The sequence below is a fragment of the Filomicrobium insigne genome, assembly GCF_900104305.1.
In the GTDB taxonomy this organism is placed as follows: domain Bacteria; phylum Pseudomonadota; class Alphaproteobacteria; order Rhizobiales; family Hyphomicrobiaceae; genus Filomicrobium; species Filomicrobium insigne.
Map to the genome: position 1 here is coordinate 1,170,342 of NZ_FNJC01000001.1, position 23,589 is coordinate 1,193,930.

At 57.6% G+C, this 23,589-nt stretch carries 23 protein-coding genes; 9 read left to right on the forward strand and 14 right to left on the reverse strand.

Going from position 1 to position 23,589, the window contains the following annotated elements; translation table 11 throughout:
- Positions 1-12: 12 nt before the first annotated feature.
- Complete coding sequence (locus BLS30_RS05285; RefSeq protein ID WP_046477193.1) at positions 13-723, forward strand: NAD-dependent deacylase; 711 nt, start codon at positions 13-15, stop codon at positions 721-723.
- A gap of 4 nt (positions 724-727) precedes the next feature.
- Here BLS30_RS05285 and BLS30_RS05290 read toward each other — a convergent pair whose 3' ends face one another.
- Together BLS30_RS05290 and BLS30_RS05295 are read right to left on the reverse strand one after the other, a co-directional pair.
- Entirely contained in the window at positions 728-1,972 is a 1,245-nt protein-coding gene (locus BLS30_RS05290) for a class I SAM-dependent RNA methyltransferase (RefSeq protein ID WP_090227038.1), read from the reverse strand.
- A complete protein-coding gene (locus tag BLS30_RS05295) occupies positions 1,965-2,702 on the reverse strand; it encodes a TlyA family RNA methyltransferase (RefSeq protein WP_090227040.1) in 738 nt (245 codons plus the stop codon). The genes BLS30_RS05290 and BLS30_RS05295 overlap by 8 nt, the downstream gene beginning before the upstream one ends.
- Before the next feature lie 262 nt (positions 2,703-2,964).
- Here BLS30_RS05295 and BLS30_RS05300 point away from each other — a divergent pair, with 262 nt between their 5' ends.
- Positions 2,965-3,603 (forward strand): carbonic anhydrase, encoded by a 639-nt coding sequence (locus BLS30_RS05300; protein ID WP_046477187.1) that lies wholly within the window; start codon positions 2,965-2,967, stop codon positions 3,601-3,603.
- 25 nt (positions 3,604-3,628) lie between these two features.
- On the opposite strand, the gene BLS30_RS05305 is transcribed toward BLS30_RS05300, so the two are convergent.
- The 5 genes from BLS30_RS05305 to ccmA form a co-directional block, all read right to left on the reverse strand.
- The gene (locus BLS30_RS05305; RefSeq protein ID WP_090227043.1) at positions 3,629-4,243 is read right to left on the reverse strand and encodes a DsbE family thiol:disulfide interchange protein; all 615 of its coding nucleotides are present in this window, start codon (positions 4,241-4,243) and stop codon (positions 3,629-3,631) included.
- Positions 4,236-4,427, reverse strand: coding sequence for a heme exporter protein CcmD (gene ccmD / locus BLS30_RS05310; RefSeq protein ID WP_090227045.1), 192 nt, complete (start codon positions 4,425-4,427; stop codon positions 4,236-4,238). Before ccmD ends, BLS30_RS05305 begins: the two co-directional genes overlap by 8 nt.
- A gap of 3 nt (positions 4,428-4,430) precedes the next feature.
- Positions 4,431-5,234 carry a heme ABC transporter permease gene (locus BLS30_RS05315; RefSeq protein WP_046477181.1) on the reverse strand — a complete coding sequence of 268 codons (804 nt, stop codon included), beginning with the start codon at positions 5,232-5,234 and terminating at the stop codon, positions 4,431-4,433.
- A gap of 131 nt (positions 5,235-5,365) precedes the next feature.
- Entirely contained in the window at positions 5,366-6,034 is a 669-nt protein-coding gene (ccmB, locus tag BLS30_RS05320) for a heme exporter protein CcmB (RefSeq protein ID WP_046477179.1), read from the reverse strand.
- Complete coding sequence (gene ccmA, locus BLS30_RS05325) at positions 6,031-6,660, reverse strand: heme ABC exporter ATP-binding protein CcmA (RefSeq protein ID WP_046477177.1); 630 nt, start codon at positions 6,658-6,660, stop codon at positions 6,031-6,033. The genes ccmB and ccmA overlap by 4 nt, the downstream gene beginning before the upstream one ends.
- A gap of 287 nt (positions 6,661-6,947) precedes the next feature.
- On the opposite strand from ccmA, the gene acnA reads away from it, so the two are divergent.
- The 3 genes from acnA to BLS30_RS05340 all read left to right on the forward strand — a co-directional run bounded on the left by acnA (position 6,948) and on the right by BLS30_RS05340 (position 11,544).
- The gene (gene acnA, locus BLS30_RS05330; protein ID WP_090227439.1) at positions 6,948-9,656 is read left to right on the forward strand and encodes an aconitate hydratase AcnA; all 2,709 of its coding nucleotides are present in this window, start codon (positions 6,948-6,950) and stop codon (positions 9,654-9,656) included.
- A 197-nt stretch (positions 9,657-9,853) separates the two neighbouring features.
- A complete protein-coding gene (locus tag BLS30_RS05335) occupies positions 9,854-10,609 on the forward strand; it encodes a DUF1223 domain-containing protein (RefSeq protein ID WP_090227047.1) in 756 nt (251 codons plus the stop codon).
- A gap of 233 nt (positions 10,610-10,842) precedes the next feature.
- Positions 10,843-11,544 carry an adenylate/guanylate cyclase domain-containing protein gene (locus tag BLS30_RS05340; RefSeq protein ID WP_052743713.1) on the forward strand — a complete coding sequence of 234 codons (702 nt, stop codon included), beginning with the start codon at positions 10,843-10,845 and terminating at the stop codon, positions 11,542-11,544.
- Positions 11,545-11,604: 60 nt separating this feature from the next.
- Here BLS30_RS05340 and BLS30_RS05345 read toward each other — a convergent pair whose 3' ends face one another.
- Positions 11,605-13,722 (reverse strand): M3 family metallopeptidase, encoded by a 2,118-nt coding sequence (locus BLS30_RS05345; protein ID WP_090227050.1) that lies wholly within the window; start codon positions 13,720-13,722, stop codon positions 11,605-11,607.
- Positions 13,723-14,195: 473 nt separating this feature from the next.
- Here BLS30_RS05345 and BLS30_RS05350 point away from each other — a divergent pair, with 473 nt between their 5' ends.
- Complete coding sequence (locus BLS30_RS05350; RefSeq protein ID WP_052743712.1) at positions 14,196-14,585, forward strand: DUF2794 domain-containing protein; 390 nt, start codon at positions 14,196-14,198, stop codon at positions 14,583-14,585.
- A 100-nt stretch (positions 14,586-14,685) separates the two neighbouring features.
- Here BLS30_RS05350 and BLS30_RS05355 read toward each other — a convergent pair whose 3' ends face one another.
- From BLS30_RS05355 to BLS30_RS05365, 3 genes are all read right to left on the reverse strand, one after another.
- The gene (locus BLS30_RS05355; protein ID WP_046477173.1) at positions 14,686-15,450 is read right to left on the reverse strand and encodes a Bax inhibitor-1/YccA family protein; all 765 of its coding nucleotides are present in this window, start codon (positions 15,448-15,450) and stop codon (positions 14,686-14,688) included.
- A gap of 158 nt (positions 15,451-15,608) precedes the next feature.
- A complete protein-coding gene (locus tag BLS30_RS05360; RefSeq protein ID WP_090227052.1) occupies positions 15,609-18,185 on the reverse strand; it encodes an ABC transporter permease in 2,577 nt (858 codons plus the stop codon).
- Between the two features lie 43 nt (positions 18,186-18,228).
- Positions 18,229-18,921, reverse strand: a complete 693-nt coding sequence (locus BLS30_RS05365) for an ABC transporter ATP-binding protein (RefSeq protein ID WP_090227055.1) — start codon at positions 18,919-18,921, stop codon at positions 18,229-18,231.
- A gap of 156 nt (positions 18,922-19,077) precedes the next feature.
- Between BLS30_RS05365 and BLS30_RS05370 the strand changes: the two genes are divergently transcribed.
- On the forward strand, positions 19,078-19,740 hold the full coding sequence (locus BLS30_RS05370; protein WP_090227446.1) for an arylesterase: 663 nt from the start codon (positions 19,078-19,080) through the stop codon (positions 19,738-19,740).
- Between the two features lie 99 nt (positions 19,741-19,839).
- Complete coding sequence (gene thpR, locus BLS30_RS05375) at positions 19,840-20,415, forward strand: RNA 2',3'-cyclic phosphodiesterase (RefSeq protein ID WP_046477168.1); 576 nt, start codon at positions 19,840-19,842, stop codon at positions 20,413-20,415.
- A gap of 11 nt (positions 20,416-20,426) precedes the next feature.
- On the opposite strand, the gene BLS30_RS05380 is transcribed toward thpR, so the two are convergent.
- The 3 genes from BLS30_RS05380 to BLS30_RS05390 all read right to left on the reverse strand — a co-directional run bounded on the left by BLS30_RS05380 (position 20,427) and on the right by BLS30_RS05390 (position 22,903).
- A complete protein-coding gene (locus BLS30_RS05380) occupies positions 20,427-21,281 on the reverse strand; it encodes a DUF2865 domain-containing protein (RefSeq protein WP_090227058.1) in 855 nt (284 codons plus the stop codon).
- A gap of 145 nt (positions 21,282-21,426) precedes the next feature.
- Positions 21,427-21,729 (reverse strand): hypothetical protein, encoded by a 303-nt coding sequence (locus BLS30_RS05385; RefSeq protein WP_139165291.1) that lies wholly within the window; start codon positions 21,727-21,729, stop codon positions 21,427-21,429.
- Positions 21,730-21,928: 199 nt separating this feature from the next.
- Positions 21,929-22,903, reverse strand: coding sequence for an NADPH:quinone oxidoreductase family protein (locus BLS30_RS05390; protein WP_090227061.1), 975 nt, complete (start codon positions 22,901-22,903; stop codon positions 21,929-21,931).
- 101 nt (positions 22,904-23,004) lie between these two features.
- Between BLS30_RS05390 and BLS30_RS05395 the strand changes: the two genes are divergently transcribed.
- Entirely contained in the window at positions 23,005-23,556 is a 552-nt protein-coding gene (locus tag BLS30_RS05395) for an RNA methyltransferase (protein WP_244465010.1), read from the forward strand.
- Positions 23,557-23,589: the final 33 nt, after the last annotated feature.

A 23,589-nucleotide genomic window follows, 5' to 3' on the forward strand; every position in this document is an offset into this window, starting at 1 on the left:
CTTGAGAAGCGGATGACAGTTTATCAGCGGATCGTAATTCTGACAGGTGCAGGACTTTCAGCCGAGTCCGGGCTTTCTACCTTTCGCGACAAGGACGGCATCTGGGCCCGGTACGACTATCGCGATGTGGCAACGCCGGAGGGGTTCGCTCGTAATCCGAGCCTTGTCTACGACTTCTATAATCAGCGCCGCCGCGACGGAATGGGCGTCCAACCCAACGCTGCCCACCGAGCCTTGGCGAAGCTTGAGGACGCGTTTCCGGGCGACGTCGTGATCGTCACGCAGAATATCGACGGTTTGCACGAAGCCGCCGGCAGCCGGAACTTGATCCATATGCACGGGCAAATGGCTCAGGCTCTTTGCGCCTTATGTAACGCGCGTTCTCCGTGGGTCGAGGATTTGTCGGCGGATCTTGCATGCTCCGCATGCGCGACGCCGGGCGGCATGCGGCCCGACGTCGTCTGGTTCGGTGAGATGCCTTACGATTTGGACCGGATCGCTGCAGCGCTTTCCAGTTGCGACTTGTTCATTTCGATCGGCACCAGCGGGAATGTCTATCCCGCCGCAGGTTTCGTCGCGGCGGCGCGTGACATCGGTGCGCACACGGTCGAACTCAACCTCGAACCGTCCGAGGGCGCGAGTTTGTTCGCAGAACATGTCCATGGACCGGCGACGGAGGTCGTTCCGGCTTACGTCGACAAATTGCTGTCGGTTTCAGCGTAGCGCGCTAGCGCGTGAACACCGCGACGACCTCAACGTGCGGAGAGTAGAGAAACTGATCGACCGGAATGATGCGGGTCGCGCGGTATCCGCCATCTATGAGGATGCGTGCATCACGAGCCAAGGTTGCCGGATTACACGACACTGCGACAACCGCGGGCACCTTGGACTTCGCAAGCATCTCGGCCTGCGCCTGGGCACCGGCGCGCGGCGGATCGAAAACGGCGAGGTCGAAACCTTCCAGCTCCTTGCGTGAAAGCGGCTCACGCATGAGATCACGGACCTTGGTCTCGATGGGCTTGATGCCTTGGGCGTGACGGCGGGCCTCGTCCAGCGCCTCGATGGCACGCTTGTCGCTGTCGACCGCAAGGACTTTGACCCGAGCAGCGAGCGCAAATGAAAACGCGCCCATACCGCTGAAAAGATCGACCGCACGTTTCGCTCGCTTAGGAAGGGCTTCGACGATCAGGCTCGTCATGGCAGCTTCGGCGTCAGCAGAGGCCTGCAGGAAAACACCCGGCGGTGGAACAACGTGCGCTGCGCCCATTGTGACGAACGGTACGGCTGACTGATAAACCGGATCGCCATTCAAGCTAAAGCGCAGAAGCTTCAGTTCAGCCGCGCCTGCCGCCAGACGTGCTCTTTGGCCTGGTGGGAGTTCGGTGCCAAGGCCATCGACGTCAACAGAAACATCGAAGCCGTTAGAGGCCGCAATGACCGTGACACGCGCCTCGCCCTTACTGGGCACTAACGGCGCGAGAAACGCCTTTAGCTCCGGCAACACCTGGACGATACCCGGATCCACCACGAGGCATTCCGTGAGATCGATCACATCGTGAGAGTTTGCCGCGTGGAACCCCAGCGCAACCTCGCGTCCATCGCGACTCGCCGAGAAAACGGCGCGGCGGCGGGCTCCGTGTCCAACTGCTACCGGATCGGCAACTTCCAGATCGAGGCCCCGCGCGGCGAATGCTCCTGCTACGGTCTCACGTTTCCAGGCGGTGTATTTCTCATAGGCGAGGTGCTGGATGGCGCACCCTCCACAAGCCGTGAAATGCCGGCAAGGGGGAACCACGCGGTCGGGAGAGGCTCGCAACACCTCGACGAGGCGTGCACGTGTGCCCTGTATTTCGGCGCGGATGAGTTCTCCGGGAAGGGCATAGGGGACGAACACCGAGCCAGACGCGCGCTCAGAGACGCCGTCGGCCTGTGCACCCAGTTTCGCGATTTCCAGTTCTTCGATATCACCCATGCCGCGTTGCCCCGAGCAGGAATTCCTTGTTGCCATCGCCTCCGGAAATCGGTGACTCGACGATCCCCGACAAGCGCCACCCCTGTCGGGCTCCGATCCAGGCCGCTATGTCATCGGCAGCTGTCTGACGTTGAACTGAATCGCGCACAATGCCGCCTTTTCCTACAGCTTCGCGCCCAACCTCGAACTGGGGTTTTACGAGCGCGACGAGCCATGCACCGGGCGCTGTCAGATCCAGAACGGCAGGCAACGCTTTCTTCAAAGATATAAAGCTGACATCCGCGACGAGCGCCGTGACAGGTTCCTGCACCGTATCGGCTGTGAGATCGCGTATGTCCGTCGACTCGAGTTTCGTGACGCGCGGATCTTCGCCAAGTTCCTCGTGAAGCTGGTCGCGACCGACGTCAACTGCATAGACCTTCGCCGCTCCGCGTTCCAACAGAACCTGCGTGAAACCGCCGGTCGAAGCGCCAACATCGATCGCGACACATCCCGCCGGATCGAAACCGAACGCGTCGAGGCCCGCGATCAGCTTGAGAGCTCCACGAGATACGTAATGCGCACTGTCGCCCGTTATCGTGATTTCAGTATCTGCGGCGACAGGTTGGCTGGGTTTGGCAGCAGCCTGTCCCGCCACAAAAACCTCCCCGCGCAAAATGAGATCGCGTGCCTGAGCACGGGTCCGCGCCAGTCCGCGCGCGACCAATTCCTGGTCCAATCGCTGACGCATCAGAAAAGGCAGCCTGCGGCGAATAATCCAAGGCCGCGTTGCGTTCCGTGTCGCACGGGACTCCTCATTTCACATTGAGAGGGCTGGCATGCCAATCGCGGGCCCAAAAATGGCTACTTTTCGCCTGTGGCACTTTGCCCGATGGGCCAGATAGCGCTGTCGCTTCACGAGTTAGCATCATTTTTTACTGTTCTCGACAGATGTTCAGGTTTCAGATAACCGGAATTTCCAAATTCACCACAGACCACACAGGAATTGCTAAATGAAGAGCTTTCCGACCTCGCTTGCAGAGAGATTCCAACAATTTAAGACGGGGCAGTTCGAACCCGGCCGTGAGCACTACGAGGACTTGGCTGCACATGGTCAGAATCCGGAAGTCATGGTGGTTTCGTGCAGCGACAGCCGCGTTGCACCCGAAACGCTGTTCAAAGCCGGTCCCGGTGAGATGTTCGTGGTCCGCAACGTTGCCGCGTTGGTTCCGCCGTATGAGACAGGCGGTCATTTCCACGGCGTCAGCGCTGCCCTTGAATTTGGTGTGCTCAACATTCGGGTGAAACACCTTCTCGTCATGGGGCACTCGGGCTGTGGCGGCGTCAAAGCGGCACTTAATCAAAAAGCCGCCCTGGAAACTGAAGCGCGCTTCATCTCCAACTGGATGTCCATGCTCGACGACGCGAAACTCAGGGTGCTAGCCGCCAATCAGGGGCCAGACCGGTCAGCACTGCAGCCGCAGCTCGAAAAGGCGGGTATCCGGACGTCCATCGCTAATCTGCGGACCTTTCCGTTCATCAAGGAACTGGAAGATCGGGGCGAACTGACATTGCATGGCGCCCACTTCGACATTCCAACCGGCACGTTATCAATTCTTGACAACGACACGGTGGAGTTCGTCGAGCTCTAAGGTCCAAACGGGCGCAAGAAGTTCTTCAGCTACCCGGTGCCGTTTTGCGTGCGGCCTCGATCGCGGGAATGACCTCATTCTGCAAACTCGTCTCCGTAATCGGGCCGACGTGCTTGTAGGCAATGGTTCCATCAGGCGCGATGACGAACGTTTCGGGCATGCCATAAACGCCCCACTCAATCGCGCCGCGCCCCTGTGGATCAACACCGACTGCCGTATAGGGATCGCCATAACGGCCTAGAAAACGGCGCGCTGCGTCGGCTTGGTCCTTGTAGTTGACCCCATAAAGCGGCACGCCCGTGCGCGCTGCCAAAGCGACAAGATTTGGGTGCTCAGCTACGCAGGGGACACACCACGACGCCCAGAAGTTGACGACGCGCACTTTGCCCCCGCCGAGATCGCTGCTGGAGAAGCCTGGAACTGGCTTGCCGTCCTTGTTCAAGCCTTCAAGAGGTTCAAATGAGGCTTGTGGAACTGGCTTGCCGATCAGAGCAGAGGGCAATCGGGACGGATCCCCTGAAGTCAGCGCTAAAGCAAACATCACCGTCAAACCCGCGAAGATAATGACCGGCGCCAGAAGCCATCCGAAACGGCGCCGGGGTGTGGGGTTTGGGCTGGTTGATGTACCGGCTTCACTCATGATCGAGCCTTCCACGGGATACGCGCTGAGCCGAACGCCGCCGAACGCCGCGTGCTTCCAGTTCATTTAGCAATCGGCGCTGATGGAAACCGTCGAAGATCAGCCAGACGATCAAGCCGCCGAGCACAATGATTACGGCCGCGTAGGCGGCGATGATGAATGTGGCGTGCGGACCAAAATCCATTTTCTACTCCGCTGCGACCGTTGTTTCGCTGGCGCGTGCCCGATCGACTTCAGCCAGTCGGAGCGATTTGACGCGACGGCGCAGAATTTCATTACGCATCGCTTTCAGGTGCATCGTGAAGAAGAGAAGCGTGAAGCCGATTGCCGAAATCAGCAGGGGTACGAGCTGCGAAATGTGAATTTTGGGTCCATCGGAGCGGAATACGCTGGAAGGCTGGTGCAGCGTGTTCCAGGCCGGAATAGAGATGCCGAGGCTCGGAATATCGAGCCCTTCGACTGAAATCTTGATGAACGGGAGAATAATCACGCCAACCAACGCAAGCACAGCCGTCAACTTGGCAGCGAGCGGTTCATCCTCAATCGAAGATCGTAGGGCAATCAGGCCAAGATAAAGGAAGAAGAGTATCAGCACCGAGGTCAGTCGCGCGTCCCATACCCAATAGGTGCCCCACATGGGTTTGCCCCAAAGAGAGCCCGTGATGAGCGCCAACAGTGTGAAAGCCGCACCGATGGGTGCAGCGGTCTTCGCTGACACATCCGCCAACGGATGCCGAAATACGAGTAGGCCGAAGCTTGAAGCGGCAATAAGTGCATATCCCATCATGCCGAGCCACGCTGCCGGTACGTGGATGTACATAATGTAGATCGTTTTGCCCTGCTGGTAGTCCGGGGGCGCGGTAAAGCCCCGATAAAGGGCGTACGCGATCACCAACACCGAAAGCCCGGCCAGCCACGGCATCAGCGCGCCCGAAAAAGCCATGAACCGCGTCGGATTTGCGAAACGTTGGGTGAACGATTGAGTCTGCATGGGCTCAGATCTAAGGGCTCAACGATTAAAGAGCAAATTGTGCCGGAACAGGCGACAGATCGACGATTTTCGTTAGCAGGCTCTGTGTAGATTGCACAGCCAGTTGCTGATTCACATGAAACAATCGGACACTACTGCATCTGAATGCGCAACGCCGCCGCCGCGGCAATCGGTCCAAGCACCAGGGAGCCCAGTGATAGCGCCGTTAGGATCAACAGGGACGGTACGAACGCATCTGGTGCGACCAGCGCCGAAGAGATGGCCGTGATGCCGTAGATCAGTGTTGGCACATAAAGCGGCAGTACAAGCAGCGCCAGCAACAGACCTCCGCGGCGGGCCCGCAAGGTCAGCGCGGCACCGATTGATCCCAAGAAGCTGATGGCGGGCGTTCCGACCAGCATGGTCAATACGAGTACGCCATAAGCCCCGATATCGAGATTGAGCAGTATCCCGAGAAGCGGCGCGAGCAAGGCGAGCGGAATCCCAGTCGTCAGCCAGTGGGCAAGGGCTTTGATTGCCGCGACCAATTCGAGCGGCAGTTCGCCCAGCGCCATGAGTTCGAGCGAACCATCCTCAAAATCAGTTTCGAAAATTCGACTCAGGGACAGCAGTGCGGCCAACAACAAGGCGATCCACAAAATGCCTGGCGCGATGCGTGAGAGCAGATTGAGATCCGGCCCCAGTCCGAGGGGCAGCATGGCGACCACCAATAAGTAGAAGCCCAACGCCGTCCCGATCGCACCGCCTTCGCGGACCGCCAACTGCAAATCTCGCTTCAACAGGGTCCAGGCCGCCCTCATGACGCTGCCACCCGGCCAAGCCGCAGTTCGCGAGCCGGCTCAAAGCCAAGCGGCAGGTGTGTGGCGGCGATGGCCAAACCACCAGCGGCAACATGCGCATTCACGACATTGGCAAGGTTGGTGGCAGACGCATCGTCGAGGGATGACGTTGGCTCATCGAGTAACCATAGCGGGCGGTGGGCTAAAACCAGGCGCGCGAGGCCCAGCCGTCGTTTCTGCCCGGCAGAGAGATAGCCGGCTGGAATATCCGCCAACGAAAGAAGGTTGAAATCTTCCAGAGCTTTATCAATACGCTCGATATGGCTCATCCGATTGGATTTAGGTGCCAGAAATGCAGCCCAGAACTCTAGATTTTCCGTCACGGTCAGGTTGGATTTGACGCCATTGGCGTGCCCAACAAAGTGCGCCTGTTCGCCTACGGTTTGCTCCGTATCGCCGCCCTTGAGTTCAATCGCTCCCGCCGCAGGGGCTAAAAATCCGGCAATCGCGCGAAGTAGCGTTGTTTTTCCAGCACCATTGGGGCCCGTGAGCAGCAAGACCTCTCCCGCCGTTACTGCGAACGACAGATGCTCACAAAGTGTGCGCTGGCCGCGCTGAAGAACGAGATTTTCGCCGGTTAGCTGCACAAGGTTCGTGGAGGTTTGCTGGATTGTGATGACGGCACCTAGGGTGAACGTATGGCGTCGTCGGAGAATTGAGTCGACTAAATGCTGACGCTAGAGCTCACTTAACGGCCCGCTAGCCGCTGGCTGCCGACCGGAGGAACCTTTATATAGAGGTCCGAACCATCATCCGGCCAGCTTTTTTGCGGCTCGTCGGGATGCACCATGATGTGTGGCGATGCGGTCTGTATGTGCCCACAACGTCGGAGTCTGGAATCGATAGCAGGGGAAAATAGATCTTGAGCGCTGAGATTAAACAATCCATCGACAGTTTCAATTGCCGAAAAAGCCTGAACGTCGGGGGTAAGACTTATACCTATTTCTCCCTGACTGAGGCAGAAAAGAACGGGCTGACGGGAATTTCGCGTCTGCCATTTTCAATGAAGGTTTTGCTTGAAAATCTGCTGCGTCACGAGGACGGGCAGACCGTTAAGAAAAAAGATATCGAGGCGGTCGCTGCTTGGCTTGAGGATAAGGGCAGTGCAGGCGCGGAAATCGGGTATCGCCCGGCGCGCGTTCTCATGCAGGACTTCACTGGCGTTCCCGCGGTTGTCGATCTGGCCGCGATGCGTGATGGGATGACCGCCCTGGGTGGCGATCCAAAGAAGATCAATCCTCTCGTCCCTGTCGACCTGGTGATCGACCACTCAGTGATCGTCGACTCTTACGGCACCGCTCTCGCATTCGAACAAAACGTCGAACTGGAATATGCCCGTAACGGCGAGCGTTATAATTTCCTCAAGTGGGGACAGGGCGCGTTCGACAATTTCCGCGTGGTTCCGCCGGGCACTGGTATCTGTCACCAGGTGAACCTCGAATACCTCGCGCAGACTGTTTGGACCCGCGAACTGCCCAACGGCGAAATCGTCGCTTACCCTGATACGCTCGTTGGCACGGACAGCCATACGACCATGGTCAACGGCCTCGCCGTGCTTGGTTGGGGTGTAGGAGGTATCGAAGCCGAAGCTGCCATGCTCGGTCAGGCCCAATCGATGCTTCTGCCTGAAGTGATCGGTTTCAGGCTTACCGGCAAACTGCCGGAAGGCGTAACCGCCACGGACCTCGTGCTCACGGTCACGCAGATGCTGCGCAAGAAGGGTGTCGTCTCCAAGTTCGTCGAGTTCTATGGCCCGGGCCTCAACAACATGACGCTGGCGGATCGCGCGACGATCGCCAACATGGCGCCGGAGTATGGCGCCACCTGTGGATTCTTCCCTGTCGATGGCGAGACGCTCAACTATCTTCGCATGTCGGGACGCACTGAAGAGCGCATCGCGCTCGTCGAGGCCTACACGAGGGAGCAAGGCCTGTTCCGGGAACGTGATGCGGCAGATCCTGTCTTCACCGACACGCTGTCTCTTGATCTCGGCGATATCGTACCTTCTCTTGCCGGTCCGAAGCGTCCCGAAGGCCGCATTGCGCTCTCCGACGTCAAGAACGGTTTCGCGGATGCTCTGGCAAGCGAATACAAGCGTCCAGGCGAGCTAGACCGTCGCGTCACCGTTGCAGGTGAGGATTACACTGTCGGCCACGGCGACGTGGTGATCGCAGCTATCACGAGCTGCACCAATACGTCGAACCCAAGCGTTCTCATCGCAGCCGGTCTCGTGGCTCGCAACGCCGTTGAAAAAGGGCTGAGCGTTGCTCCGTGGGTCAAAACCTCGCTGGCACCGGGAAGCCAAGTCGTTGCGGCTTATCTCGATAAGTCTGGACTCCAGCCCTACCTCGACAAACTCGGCTTCAACCTTGTTGGCTTCGGGTGCACCACGTGCATCGGTAACTCCGGACCGCTCGCTGCACCCATTTCGAACGCGATCAATGAGAACGGGGTCGTCGCGGCGGCCGTCTTGTCCGGGAACCGCAACTTCGAAGGTCGCGTCAGCCCCGACGTCCAAGCGAACTACCTCGCCTCGCCACCGCTGGTCGTGGCCTATGCTCTCGCCGGCAGCGTTCAAAAGAACCTCGCCGAGGAGCCGCTAGGTACTGGGTCAGACGGTGAACCCGTTTATCTGCGAGACATCTGGCCGACGAGCCATGAAATCCAGGACGTCATCAGCAAGAACGTCACGCGTGAGATGTTCGAGAGCAAATATGCCGACGTCTTCAAGGGCGATGAACATTGGCAGGGCATCGCCACCAGCACCGGTACGACCTACGATTGGGACGGGGACAGCACTTACGTGCGCAATCCCCCTTACTTCCAAGGCATCACGCCGCAACCCGAACCGGTTCAGGACATCAAAGGCGCGCGAATTCTCGGCTTGTTCGGCGACAAGATCACCACAGACCATATTTCGCCAGCCGGCTCGATTAAGAAAGACAGCCCGGCGGGCGCTTATCTTCTCGAGTACCAGGTGCGGCCAGCCGACTTTAACCAGTACGGTACGCGTCGCGGCAACCACGAAGTGATGATGCGCGGTACGTTTGCGAACATCCGCATCAAGAACTTCATGTTGGAAGCTACCGAAGGAGGTGTCCGCGAAGGCGGCTTCAGCGTTCACTATCCGTCCGGCGACGTTATGTCGATCTATGACGTGGCGATGCGTTATGCGCAGGAGTCGGTACCCTTGGTGGTCATGGCTGGTGTGGAATACGGCAACGGCTCGTCCCGTGACTGGGCTGCCAAGGGCACAAAGCTGCTCGGTGTTCGGGCGGTCATCGCGCAGTCTTACGAACGTATCCACCGCTCCAACCTCGTCGGAATGGGTGTATTGCCGTTTACGTTCGCTGCTGGGCAATCGTGGCGCTCACTCGGTCTTAAGGGTGACGAAACCGTTACCATTGAGGGCCTCACGGACGTCAGACCGCGCCAGGAAATGAATGCGCGCGTGACCGCAAGCGACGGTAGCACGCAGGACGTACCCATCCTTTGCCGCATCGATACACTCGACGAACTCGAATATGTGCGGCACGGCGGCATTCTTAACTACGTACTACGCAATCTTGCCAAAGCTGCTTAAGCTTTAGGAATCTTCGGCACCGCATCGATAAGAAGCGGTGCCGATTTGTTTAACTCTAAGGATTTATAACGACCCGCTTGTATTCCGATCTGTACTGACCCGTGAGCGTCACCCATTCGTTACTTTTCATTGAAGGGCGCACTGCCAATAGTGGCCTCAGATCCTTAGAGCAAGTTTAGAGAGGGGTTCTGATTTTGATGCGTTCGCGACAGACATCGTTCGCGTATGTCGGTCTCAGTGTTCTGATGACAGCCTCGTTGGGCGGTCCGGTACGTGCTGAACCAAAGACGGCAGCGGTTGTCGGCGTCGTGGAGTTGTTCACGAGCCAGGGTTGTTCGTCCTGCCCGCCCGCAGACAAACTCCTCAAAACCTACGTTGACCGGCCGGAGGTCATCGCACTGACCTTACCTGTCGACTATTGGGACTATCTTGGCTGGAAGGACACGTTCTCAAATCCGCGTAACACTCAGCGACAACGCGATTATGCGGTCGCGCGAGGCGACGGTGCCGTTTATACGCCTCAGGTTGTCGTTAATGGCCGGATGCATGTGGTCGGATCAAAGCAGCATGAGATCGACCGAGCGCTTAACAAGCTTAAAGATCAGTCGCCATTTACCGTCCCGGTGCGAATGGTGAGCGATGGCGATGCCCTAGTCATAAGCATTGGGTCCGCGAAAGATGGCAATCCGGTGAGCGACGCGACGGTATGGCTCGCTGTCGTTCAAAAGAAGGGCGAGGTCGAGGTCGGCCGAGGCGAGAATTCTGGACGCAATCTGACGTATTTCAATGTTGTACGTGAAATGTCGGCGGTGGGCATGTGGAATGGCGAGCCCGATGAAATTCGGCTTTCACGCAAGTCCGTTCTTTGGCGACAGACAGAGCGCTGCGTGGCGCTTGTTCAAAAGGGCCCAGGTGGTCCTATCCTCGGGGCGGCTCAGTGGCCTGAAAAATAGTCCGGCTGGTAGGGTTCCGTCCGTGAGCAACCGCTCGGCAGACCAGATCCGATAATCATCGCGTGTTCCGGCTGTAACAGCTCAGGCCAAGCGCTCCGTATAGGGTTGATCCTCAAGCCAGAGGTGTTGGGCTGCATCCCGGTGGAACCCTAAGAGGAAATTTTCGATCTCCTTTGAACCTTTTGTGCGCACGGCGCGACACATCAGTGTCCCTAGCGCACGTGAGGCCCGTTATGTCGTTTACAGCTCCCGTCTCTTCATCCGCTGAGCGCCTCATGCGCGTCGAACAAGCGCTGGCCGAAACCCAGGCCGTCCTTGCAAAGATCCTGCCCGATTTCGTTATTGAACGTCTTAAAGCAGCCCCCGGCCAGCCGATCATCGATACTTACGATAATGCGTCTGTACTGTTTGCTGATATCACGGGGTTTGTCGGTATCTCGAAGCGACTTGGTGGGGAACGGACGGTTAAACTCCTCAATCAGTTGATCCGGGAATTTGATGAGCTCGCGACGCTGCATGGCGTCGAAAAAATAAAAACGATGGGTGATGGCTATATGGCGGTCTCGGGCGTACCCCGGACATCAGCAGACCACTGCCAACGGCTCGCACGCCTAGCCCTCGACATGCAGACCGCCGCAGAACGCGCTAGCAAACGGACGGGCGTGACTATCAAACTGCGCATCGGTATTGCGGCGGGGCCCGTGATGGCCGGTGTCATCGGTTTCAATAAGTTCGCCTACGATATCTGGGGCGATACTGTGAACCACGCATCGCGGCTCGAAAAAATGGCTCCGTCCGGTCAAATCCTTTTGTCCGAAGAAGCCAACAAGCAGCTCGGTTCATCGTTCTTCACACGTGCGCGAGGAAGCACCCAGATACGCGGCCTGGGCAAACGACAGACTTGGGTTCTGGATGGCGAAGGCGCGCTGCACTGAGATGCCTATGAACAGCGCGCCCTGCCCTTTAAGATCCTGACGATCTCCGCCTTCATAAGATCAGCCGACAGATTCGGTGTTCACCAAACCGCGCTTTTCAAGCAGACCATCGATCTCAGGCGGGCGGCCCCGGAAATCGATGTAGGCTTGATGCGGATCCTGGGAGTTGCCTGCGGCGTAGATCGCCGATTTCAGGCGGGCGGCAACATCAGGGTTGTAGATGTCGCCGGTTTCCTTGAACGCTGCGAAAGCGTCTGCATCCATGACCTCAGACCACAGGTAGCTGTAGTAGCCTGCGGCATAGCCCCCGGTGATGTGTGTGAAGTGCGGAAGGCGATGGCGCATGACGATCTCGCCCGGCATACCGATGCGGTCCAATGCATCACGCTCGAATTCGGCGGGCTGGAATAAGCCCTGTTCCTCTAGCGCGTGCATTTCGAGATCCAGCAATGCGCAGGCCGTGTATTCGACTGTCGCGAAGCCCTGATTGAACTGCTGTGCTGCTTTCAATTTGTCGATCAGAGACTGCGGCATGGGCTCGCCGGTTTGATAGTGCAAAGCGAACCGGCCCAGAACCTCAGGCTCGCCAAACCAATGCTCATAGAGCTGCGAGGGCAGTTCAACAAAGTCACGCGCGACTTTGGTGCCTGCCACCGATGGATACGTGACGTCAGACAGCATCCCGTGCAGGCCGTGGCCAAACTCATGGAAGAGCGTGCGGGCATCGTCCATGGAGATCAGCGTTGGTTCGTCATCGGAGCCGCGCGAGAAATTCATTACATTGACAATGATCGGCCGAACCGGCTCGCCGTCCAACTTGTGGCTCGCCCGTAGATCCGTCATCCAGGCGCCCGAACGCTTGCCCGATCGCGCAAAATAATCCGCCATGAAGATTGCAACATGGAGACCGTCTTTATCGGTGACCTCGAAGACGCGCACGTCGGGGTGAAAACGCGGAGCATCCGGCAGCTCTGTGAACTTCAAACCAAACAGACGGCCAGCCGTGTCGAAGGCGGCGGCGATAACGTTGTCGAGCTTGAGGTATGCGCGTAGTTCGCCCTCATCCAAGTCATAGCGGACTTTGCGTTCACGCTCGGCATAGTAGCGCCAGTCCCATGGCTGAATGGCAAAATTACCGCCTTCGGATCGTGCGCGTTCGGCGAGTGCGTCGCGCTCTTCCATCGCGCGCTTCTTGGCTGCAGGCCACACGCGGTCCAACAGACCGCGCACCGCTTCTGGCGATTTCGCCATGGTATCGGCGAGCACGTAGTCAGCGAAACTTGGATAACCCTTAAGCCGAGCTATTTCGGTGCGCAGACGAACGATCTCCGCCAACGTCTCGCTATTGTCCGTCGCTCCACCGCCGGCACCACGATCGATCCACGCGCGAAATGCGGCTTCGCGCAAATCGCGGCGATCCGAAAACGTCAAGAAGCCTTCGACGCTGGATCTGCCAAGGGTAATAGCGTGGGCATTGTCTCCAGCGAGGCCCAAATCCTTTGCGGCACGGCGCGCGTTCGCTCTTGCCATGGGGGGCAGACCAGCCAGATCTTCATCACTCATCAGAGGCAGATGCCAAGACTGCTCATCGGCGAGGACATTTTGGTTGAACTGGGTGGCGAGCTCAGCGAGGCGGCGATCGATTTGCGCAACGCGTTCTCGCTCTTTCGATCCGAGAGCTGCGCCCGCGCGTATGAACCACGTATTGTAACGATCTAGCACACGCGCTTCTTCGGGCGTCAGATCGAGTTCGGCCCTCGCGTCATAGAGCGCCTTAATCCGCTCATACAGCTTGCTGTTCAGGAATATCGTGCTGCTATGGGCCGCAAGCGCAGGGGCAATGTCGCGTTCGATCGCCTGCAGATCCGGCGTGGCGCAAGTACTGACCTGATTGAAAAAGACGTCGGCGACGCGTTCGAGCGGCAGGAAGCTGCGATCCATGGCAGCAATAGTATTGGCAAACGTTGGTGCCTCTGGATTTTCTGCAATCGTCCGGACGTCTTCTGCGTGCGCGTGCATGGCCGCTTCAAATGCCGGAGCAAAATGGCGTGGCTCGATTTCCGAGAATGGCGGCAGGCCGAAGGGTGTGGTCCAGGTTTTCAGAAGAGGATTGTCGTTCTGATCGCGGTTGATTGCGGACGCAGCCAAGCTGCCCGTGCCGTTCGTGGCTGAACTCATTCGCCGAATTCCCTGTGTCGGATCACTACGTCGGCTCCGCTCAAGAGCCGATTGCCGGATACTCATATAGGAGTGCGCCACGCGGATGGCCACTTCGGAAAAATAAGGAGGGGCGGCCAGAAAGTAGAAAGGGCCGGTTGGGGGAACCGGCCTTTCTTTTTGGGAATGGGCAACTAGGAGAGACGTTGCCATCAGGTCCGATCCGGCGAGTAAACTCCGGGGGCTGGGGGGCTGAGAGTTCCGAAGCCGTATCCCGCGGATCGAACCCAGAGGCAACGGTTGATAATGTGCCCTTGATTTGCGGCCTCAGATTGGCCGGTCCGCGACGTGAATCTGACCAATAAAAGGTCATTCCGTGTGCGAATCCTCCGAGATGCGGCTAGCCAGAACGTCCCTTTGAGAGGCTGCTTCAATACTTGCAATAGGCTCGTAATACGGCGATCATGACTACTCTGTGACAAGGGAGGCGCGTTTTGAGCGATTCAGAACCGATAACAATCCTCCGCCCGCGTGCGAACGATGCAGCCGCTGGTGCCATCGCCGCCGGGCCCGACAAGGTTCCCCCGACGACCTGTTTCAATCGACACGAATTGAGAGAAATACTCGCGGTTTACGGCCGTAAGGTCGCTGCCGGTGAGTGGCGAGACTATGCGATCGACATGAATCGCGAGAAGGCGGTCTTCTCTATCTTCCGCAAAGCTAGCGAGTGGCCACTCCTCCGCATCGAAAAGGTTCCGAAGCTGGCACGCAAGCAGGGTGCGTATAGCGTTATCGCGGCCACCGGTGTGATTTTGAAGCGCGGACACGATCTGCGACGCGTTCTCGATGTTCTGGAAACGAACCGCATGCGCGTCGTGCGCTGAGCTGATTCTCGAACACGTTTCGAGAGGTACAACACAGAAAGGGCCCCGACTAATGTCGGAGCCCTTCTTTTGTTTCGGTGTAATTGGTAGCTTATGCCGCTTATTCGCGATTGCCGAAGAGCTGGAGCAGCATCATGAACATGTTGATGAAGTCCAGGTAAAGGCTGAGCGCGCCCATGATGGCAGCCTTCGCGACCATCGTAGAGTCGTGACGGATAGCGAGGTACTCGTCCTTGATGCGCTGCGTGTCATAGGCCGTCAGACCTGCGAAGACGAGAACGCCGATAACAGAGATGGCGAAAGCCAAGGCGCTCGACTGCAGGAACCAGTTGACGATCGCGGCAATGATGATGCCGACAACGCCCATGATCAGGAATGAGCCCCAACCACTCAAGTCACGCTTGGTCATGTAACCCCAAGCGCTGAGGCTGGCAAAAGCTGCTGCTGTGACGAAGAACACCTGCGTGATCGACTGGCCGGTGAAGACCAGGAAGATCGAGGAGAGCGACACGCCCATAATGGCTGCGAACGCCCAGAACGTCATCTGCGCGGCGCCGATGCTCATCTTTTGAATGCGAAAGCCAAGGAAGAAGACAAAAGCCAGCGGCGCCAGCATTACGACCCACTTCAACGGCGAGGCATAAAGAGCCGTACCGAACTCTGTGAGGCCTGCGACTTTGCCATCAGCCCCCGTGACAACGGCTAGGGTGTAGACCAGGTAAGCAACTACGCCGGTCAGGCCAACGCCAGCCGCCATGTAGTTGTACACACCCAGCATGTAAGAGCGCAGCCCTTCGTCTACGGCCGCGCCTGTTCGCGTCGTAGCGGTCGCTGCCTGTGCATACCTGTTTTCGTATTCGGTCATCTGTTAATTCCCTATGGCCGGTGCGAGTATTATTTTTCGGCTTGCGATTGGAATATGTCGTGTTCCGCTCGCCGTTTCAAGGAGCCGAAAGAGTATTTTTGCAGTTTGACTTAGTGATCGAATTACGGATCGGCAAGGTATATTTCACGACCTCAGTGCTATTGAGACCTTAAATAGGGCACAGGTCGTGCCCGCAAGACTTGCCAAGTCCCCAGACCGCCGAAAATCAGAATTAAGCCCAATGCGAGCCCAATAGCTTCCAAAACTGCCTGGAACGAGAAGAAAAACGGCACATCGATCACTTGGCTGAGTGCCAATTCCGCCGACATCGTGCCAAGCACAATAGCAAATCCTGCTGTCAATAGACCGAGCAGCATATACTCTATCGCATGAGCGAGCAGGATCCGACGGCGCGTGGCGCCCAACGCCTTAAGAATCACCGCCTCTAGAATGCGGCGACGTTGCGCTGTAGCCAGAGAGCCTGCGAGTACGAGAGCGCCTGCCAATAGAGTAACACCACTCGCGATACGGATCGCGGTGATGATCTTTTCGAAGACGTCGTTAAATGCCGTGATGGCATCACGAACTCGGATGACGGTGGTTGTCGGGAACGACTGCGCTACCGATTTGGCCAACGCGGCTTCCTGCTTGATGTCGACATTGTCGGGCAACGCAATCGTCGCAAGCATGTTGTTTGGCGCGCCAGCCAGCGTGTTTGGGGAAAACACCATCACAAAATTGATTGAGAGACTGTCCCAATCCAGTTCGCGCAGGTTTGCAATACGGGCTGTGATGTTGCGGCCCAAGACGTTGACCGTAACTGTATCGCCGATGCTCAAGTTCAAGAGCTTCGCAAGGTCGGCTTCAAAGGAGACAAGCGGCTCTCCGCTATAATCAGCTGGCCACCATTCACCCGCCGTTACACGCGAACCGTCCGGGACTTCTGTGGAATAGGTGATGCCGCGATCACCGCGCAAAACCCACTCCGCATCCGGTGGCGCCTTGATGCTTTCTACAGGACGGTCGCCGAGTTTGATCAGCCGGCCGCGCAGCATCGGTGCTTCCTTGACCCTGGCGCTGGGTACTTTAGCTAGAATGTTGTCGCGAAAAGTAGAGATTTCGGTCTTGGGAATATCCAGCACAAAATAGTCGGGTGCATTTTCAGGAAGCTTTCCGTTCAATTCCTCGACCAATGAGGCATCAGTCAGTGCCACTGCTACGAGTAATGAAAGTCCCGCTCCAAGAGAAAGAATAATCGATCGGGTCAATCCGCCAGGACTTCCGATATTCCCAATCGCAATTGCCAATTCCGGCAATTTTGATCGGGGAATTTTCCCTGCCGCCCATGTTACGGCTAAGCCGAGCGCATAAAAAACCAACAAAACAACAACCAACGCAGCGCAAAAATAAATTGCGATTTTGGACGTGTCCGCGCTCAAGATCGCAATAACGGCGAGTGCCAGCGCCAGTCCGCCCGTCGCGATCATGATGGCGAGGCTCGGCAGTCCACCCGTGTTGCCCACCTCATCGCGGAACAGGACAGCCGGAGAAATCTGTTCGGCACGACCCAACGGCCAGATTGAAAATAGAAGGGAGACCAGCAAGCCATAGCCCGCAGCAGCCGCAAGGCTCATGGGTGAGACCGTGAGTTCCGTGGGTAACGGTAGCAAGTGCCCGTATTGTGCCTGGAGCACAGCGGGAATCAGGGTGCCGGCAACCAGCCCAATGGCGATGCCGATTGCGGCGATAGCCAGGATTTGCGCCAGAAAGGCCGCAAAGATTTGACGGCTCGTGGCACCTATCGCCCGCATCGTCGCGATGGTGCGGCGTCTGCGGTCCACAAATTGAGCGACCGCATTGGCAATACCGACGCCGCCCACAATTAAAGCGGCCAAGCCGAGGAGCGTCAGGAATTGCCTCAGCCGATCCAATGTCTTGCGGATCTCTGGCGACGGATCACGTCGATCCCCTATCGTAAAGCCGCCATTCGATAGTCCTGCCTTGAGTGCTTCGTGCGCGTCCAGTAGGTCTTTCGGTGTTTCACGATCCGGGCCCAGCGCCAGGGCGTAGCGCCATCGCACCAGGGCACCGGGTTGTATGAGGCCGGTATTCTGCAATGTCGCGATGGACACAAGTACGCGCGGCCCGTACGTGAGGCGATCGACTAGTCCTTCGGGCTCTTTCTCAATGAAAGCGCGAATCTCAAGTTGCGCTTGGCCCACCGTAATCTTGTCGCCGACTTTCAGCCCAAGTCGTTCGAGCAGGATGGGTTCCACGGCGGCGCCATTGTCGCGCAATACATCTGGAAGAGATGCACCTCCGCTAAGCTCAAGACGTCCCGCTAGCGGATAGGCTCCATCGACGCTCTTGAGCTCCGCAAGCATCTGATCGCTGCCATCGGGCAATTTCGCCATGATCCGCATTGTCGCGGTTTCGCTGATCTTACCCACCCCATCAAGGATCGCACGTTCCTCGGCATTCGCACGCGTGTGCATCCTGGAGATGGCGATGTCGCCGCCCAAGATCGTGCGGCCATGGCGCTCAAGACCCAGATTGAGCGAGTCCGCCAGCGTTCCAACGCCCGTGATCACCATGACACCCAGCGCGACGCACAGCATGAAGATAATGAAGCCATCGAACCCAGCGCGCATCTGTCGGCCAGCCAAGCGCAGCGGCAGCGGAAGAACCGAACGCCGTTCACGATTGGTGGATTGCGCCACTTCGACTGCCGTCATGCTGTTTCCTTCGCCGCAGAGGCAACACTTGAGCCGGCCATGCTCAGGCCGCGTCCTTCAGATCATCCGCGGAAATGATGCCATCGGTCATGCGGAGAGTACGCTGGCAGCGTTCGGCCAATCGTTCGTCATGAGTCACCAGGATGAGGGTGGCGTCGGAACGACCGTGCAGTCCAAAGAGAAGCTCGATGACGTGCCGTCCGGTTTCGCCATCCAGATTTCCGGTCGGCTCGTCAGCGAGAATCAAGCGGGGCTTGGTGGATAAAGCGCGGGCCAACGCGACGCGTTGTTGCTCACCACCGGACAACTCGGCTGGAAAATGCTGCAGGCGAGACCCAAGTCCAACTTCACCCAATAACTCGCGGGCACGGGAGGCCGCATCAGGCGATCCCTGGAATTCGAGCGGGAGTGCAACATTCTCAAGCGCCGTCATCGTCGGAACGAGGTGGAAGGATTGGAAAACGATGCCGATTTCAGTGCCGCGCAGACGCGCGCGCTCGTCTTCGTCGAGTTTGGAAAGATCCTGCCCCGACACGACGACGCGACCACTGGTCGCGCGTTCGAGGCCGGCTAGTACCATCAGCAGCGATGTCTTGCCAGATCCGGACGGCCCCAGGATTGCCACAGATTGGCCCGGTGTCAGATCCAGCGTGATGCCGCGGAGGATTTCGACAGCACCGGCGCGACTGGTCAGACTGAGACGAACGTTGTCCAATGAGACAATGGGAGCAGGCACGTGTACGGAACCTCCAGAAAAGTCCGGCCGATGGTAATGCGGCAATGCTGTGGATGTCAGCAAGCCAACCACGTCGTAACGCTGGTTTGAATGCCAATGGATGAGGGTTGAGGCGCTATCGTGATGAAGTCGAGATTTCGCACACACTTTGGTGAGATGTCCGGGGTCGCTCCCATAAGAGCTTGGCTTGCGATTATCTCCATAGGACTGACGGTGTTCATGGCGTTGGATGTGGGACTTGCCCGGGCAGGCGACAAGCCTTTGAAGATTGTGGCTTTCGGCGACAGCCTGACCGCAGGTTACATGCTTGAGCCGTCCGCGGCTTTACCTATTCAGCTTGAAGCTGCCTTAAAAAAACGTGGGTACTCGGTCGTTGTGGAGAATGCCGGCGTCTCAGGTGACACGACGGCCGCGGGGCTTGCACGTTTTGACTGGGCAATCCCGACGGACACCGACGCCGTTATCCTTGAACTCGGGGCCAACGATGCCCTCCGAGGCATAGACCCCGAATTAACGCGAAAGAACCTTGAGCGGATCCTTGAGAAGCTTCGCGAACGCGACATCAAGGTTCTGATTGCCGGCATGATCGCGCCAAAGAACTGGGGCGAAGCGTATTCGAATGCGTTTGACCCCATATTCTCAGAATTGGCGAAGACGTATGGTGCACTCTACTATCCTTTCATCCTCGAAGGCGTAGCGACTGACGCTGCGCTTAGTCTTGACGATGGAATGCACCCCAATCGCAAAGGTGTGGCGGAAATCGTCCGGCGCATGCTGCCAAAGGTTGAAGAACTGATTGCGGAAGCGAAGTCTGGGTGAGACGCTGCGTTTCCCTTTTTTTCAAGAGGTGGAGTCAGAGGCCGTTCAGGTAAAAACCACTACATAAAAGTTGTCATATGACAGCGGAGGGTTACACCCATGCCTCGTCTTTTTACCGGTATCGAACTCCCTGAAGATCTTCGCGACGATCTCGCCGATATGGAGCAACCTCTTCCCGGCGCTCGCTGGATCGATACCGACGACATGCACATCACGCTGCGGTTCGTCGGCGACATCGACAATCGGACCGCGAGCGAGTTCGCCGATATGCTTGCGGGCATCGACGTGAACGCTTTTCATGCCCGCATTTCCGGGCTCGGTACGTTCGGTGGAAAAGAGCCGCGATCGATTTGGGCCGGCATCGAAGCTGGTCCGGAACTGGAACAACTCGCGCGTGCTCATGAACGCGCTGCGAGGTCTGCCGGTCTCCCGCCCGAAGGTCGTCAGTTCAAACCCCACGTTACGATCGCGCGGTTGAAGTCCACCCGTCCCGAAGTCGTTGCTCGGTATCTCGAACACTTCGGCGGCTATCGCTCGGAACCCTTCCTCGTGACGCATTTCACGCTGTTTTCCTCGAAGCCAAAGGTCGGGGGTGGTCCATATGTTGTCGAGGAGACCTTTCCCCTATTTGGCGGTGGCAACGCCCAGGGGTTGATGGCCTATGGGCCCGGCTAGGCAATATGCGCTCAGCGATAACTCCGAGGTGCGTCGCCGGGCCACGTATAAGCCGATGTTCCACTTCCCCAGCCGTTGAACTGGCCGGACGCAGGCTTTGACGGGTTGCGCTTGTAATCTCTGTTTGAGGGTCGGCGCGGTGAGTGTTTTGGTTGGCCACGTGAGACGATTGGGTTTGCGGCGGTGCGGGTGTTTTGAAGCGGTGACGCTTCAGCTTCCATTTCAGAGCCAGCGTCCGCGGTGATCGTCTCTTCAGACTTCTCGCTCTCCGTGATGCTAGGTTCCGACGGCTCCAATTGAACCTTCGCTAAAGTTAGTGGCCGTGTTTCTTGTATCTTGGCCATCTCAGCCTCGTAGCGATAGCGCAGATGACGTAACCGCTCGCTCGACGACCACGGCATAGGCCGGCAGGAACACCCATCAATAAGGCGTTTACGATAGACATATGCGGTTGGCAGAGCGGCATAGGAGCGGCCGGTTAGGTCAACCATGCGCTCTGGGTCGGGGTCACTCGCCGGCATATAAAAGAGGCGGGAGTCGTCTCCGCAGCTCGATTTACATTTCGCCGCGTCACGGTGGAAGGCGCCCCGCATGGTGGACGAGCTTATGGGGAAGTAGTACCCGTCGCACATGCGCACGCACATCGTGCGGTACCGCGCTGGGCTAATCTGAGATTCCCGGATGTCATATTCGGATTGCCACGTCGCGTGGCTGTTGCGAGGAGATGAACGGTAAACGGTTGGCTTTTGCGGACCAGAGGCAAATCCAAAGAGGTTTTGCAGTAGTGATTGGGCGTGCGCGTCCGGCCCAACCAAGGTTACTGTACAAACGGCAACCCAACCCGCGCCGCGCAAAGTCCAACGCATACCCAACCCCGAACACTCCAAGGATGCCCGTCTCCTAGGCTAGGGACGAGATCGTCCGCGTATCATCGTGCGCGATCCCAAATAATTTGTGAACTGAAGGATGGGGTGGCCGAGAGGAACGCTAACTATCCGCTGGCGGAGGCTTTTATTTTGAGGCGGGTTGGCGAGATGGTGGCTGTGCAAACGCCTGTTCAACGGGCACCGTGAACGGTTTCGATGTGCGCTGTCTAAACCAGAACTGGTAACCATCGGCCGAGTTTTCAGAAGGCTTAGTTGCTGTGGCTTGAACCGTCACGATCGATGCTTTGGCCGCCATTGTGGTGGGATTGGTTGTATCGCGGAACAATGCATAGGTAACAGCAAACGTAACCCATAAGGTCCCGACGAGCAGGGTGACAAAAGACACCTTGAGAAAATTGCTTTGCAAAAACTGGAAGAGGTTAAACATCGTCAACGCTGGAGCGAAAATAGAATCACGGCCTGAATCTGATCGCAACCGGAAACACGTCGGCAGCCCGCATGCGATCTTTCCTTGAGTTAAGCAACGATCGAGTTGCCAATGGGTTGCGTATCGCAGCTAACAATTTTTTGCGGCGAGTGCCGCAACGGCTCTTCACCTTGCTTAAGGGTAAACCTTATTTGATGAACTATATTTCAAGTATAATCTTTCCTGCCGCTTTACGCTGATCGATGAGCTGCAAGGCCTCAACTCCACGTTCCAGGGGAAAAACGGCGCCAATTCGAGGTTCTAGATTTCCATCAGCCACCCATCTCAGGAGTTGGCTGAGATTTTCGCGATGGCGTGTAACATCACGCTTAACTGCTTCACCCCAAAAAACACCTAACGCCGCGCATCCCTTCAGAAGCAAAAGATTGAGTGGGAGTCGAGGGATCTCGCCCGCGGCAAAACCTACGACGAGAAAGCGGCCCTCCCAAGCCATGGCGCGGATCGCTGGTTCTGCATACGGGCCGCCAACGCAGTCGTAAACGACATCGACACCGATGCCATTCGTGAGTTCGCGCAGGCCAGTTTTCAAATCCGTGTCGGCGTAGCACAGCGTCTCGTCGGCGCCGTGTTGACGGCAAATCTCGAGTTTTTCGGGCGACGATGCGACCGCGATGACCCGAGCTCCGAGAAGTTTGGCAATTTCGACGGCCGCTAGGCCGGCGCCACCGGATGCTCCCAGTACAGCGACCGTTTCGCCGGAACGCACCTTGGCGCGGTCTCGCAGCCCGTGCAGCGCAGTGCCATATGTGATTGCGACACCAGAGGCCGTCTGGAAATTCACACCGTCTGGAATGTGGACAAGGTGTTCGGCTGCAACGGAAATTTTCTCTCGCGCGCCGCCCCATCCGAGATATGCGGCCACTCGATCTCCCGGTACCAATCCGCTGACGCCCTCGCCTACAGCCTCCACCACACCCGCAATCTCCCCTGACGGTGAGAACGGCAGATCAGGTTTGTGCTGATATCTTCCCCTCGTGATGAGCGTGTCGAAAAAGTTGAGGGCCGCTGCGCGTACCGCAACGATAACTTGCCCCTTGGCCGCGATTGGATCAGGTAGGTCAGCCAATTCCAGGGCTGCCGGACCGTCAAGGGACTTGCACAACAGTGCCCTCATGTGAAACCTCTTAGTTGAAACCCGGACAGCCAATGCATTCCGCCGTCAGATCGGCGACGCGCGATTGGATGCCCACCCCGTTCTTATCGCAAGAGAAAACCATGACATCAAACTGGCCGCCGACGCCACGCGGCTATTTCGCGATCGGTGCTGAGCGTATGTCGAAAGCTCTCAATCTCGGCAACTTGATGCGTTCCGCGCACGGATTTGGAGCGAGCTTCACCTTTACGGTGGGCGCCACCTATCAGGCTCTCGAGGCGCGCGCAGACACCTCGAAGGGCCAAGCGCACCTGCCACACTACAATTGGCGCAGTCTCGATGAAATGGCATTGCCCTCGGGCTGCAAACTTGTCGGAGTCGAATTGCTCGATGACGCCATCGACCTGCCCAGCTTTCGACATCCAATGCAGGCTGCCTACGTTCTTGGCCCGGAAATGGGTTCACTCTCTCCCCAACTCCTGGAAAGATGCGACTACGTCGTCAAGATCCCGACGCGGTTCTGTGTCAATGTCGCAATGGCCGGTGCGATTGTGATGTATGATCGCGTTAGGTGTTTGGCGCGGTTCGCAGATCGGCCGCTGAGTGAGGGAGGGCCAGACAGCGCGAGCGTTGCAAATTTGCAAGGGCGCTGCTCCAATCCGGTACGAGGGTGACAAGACCCGCCTATTTTTTCTATATGGGTTGGG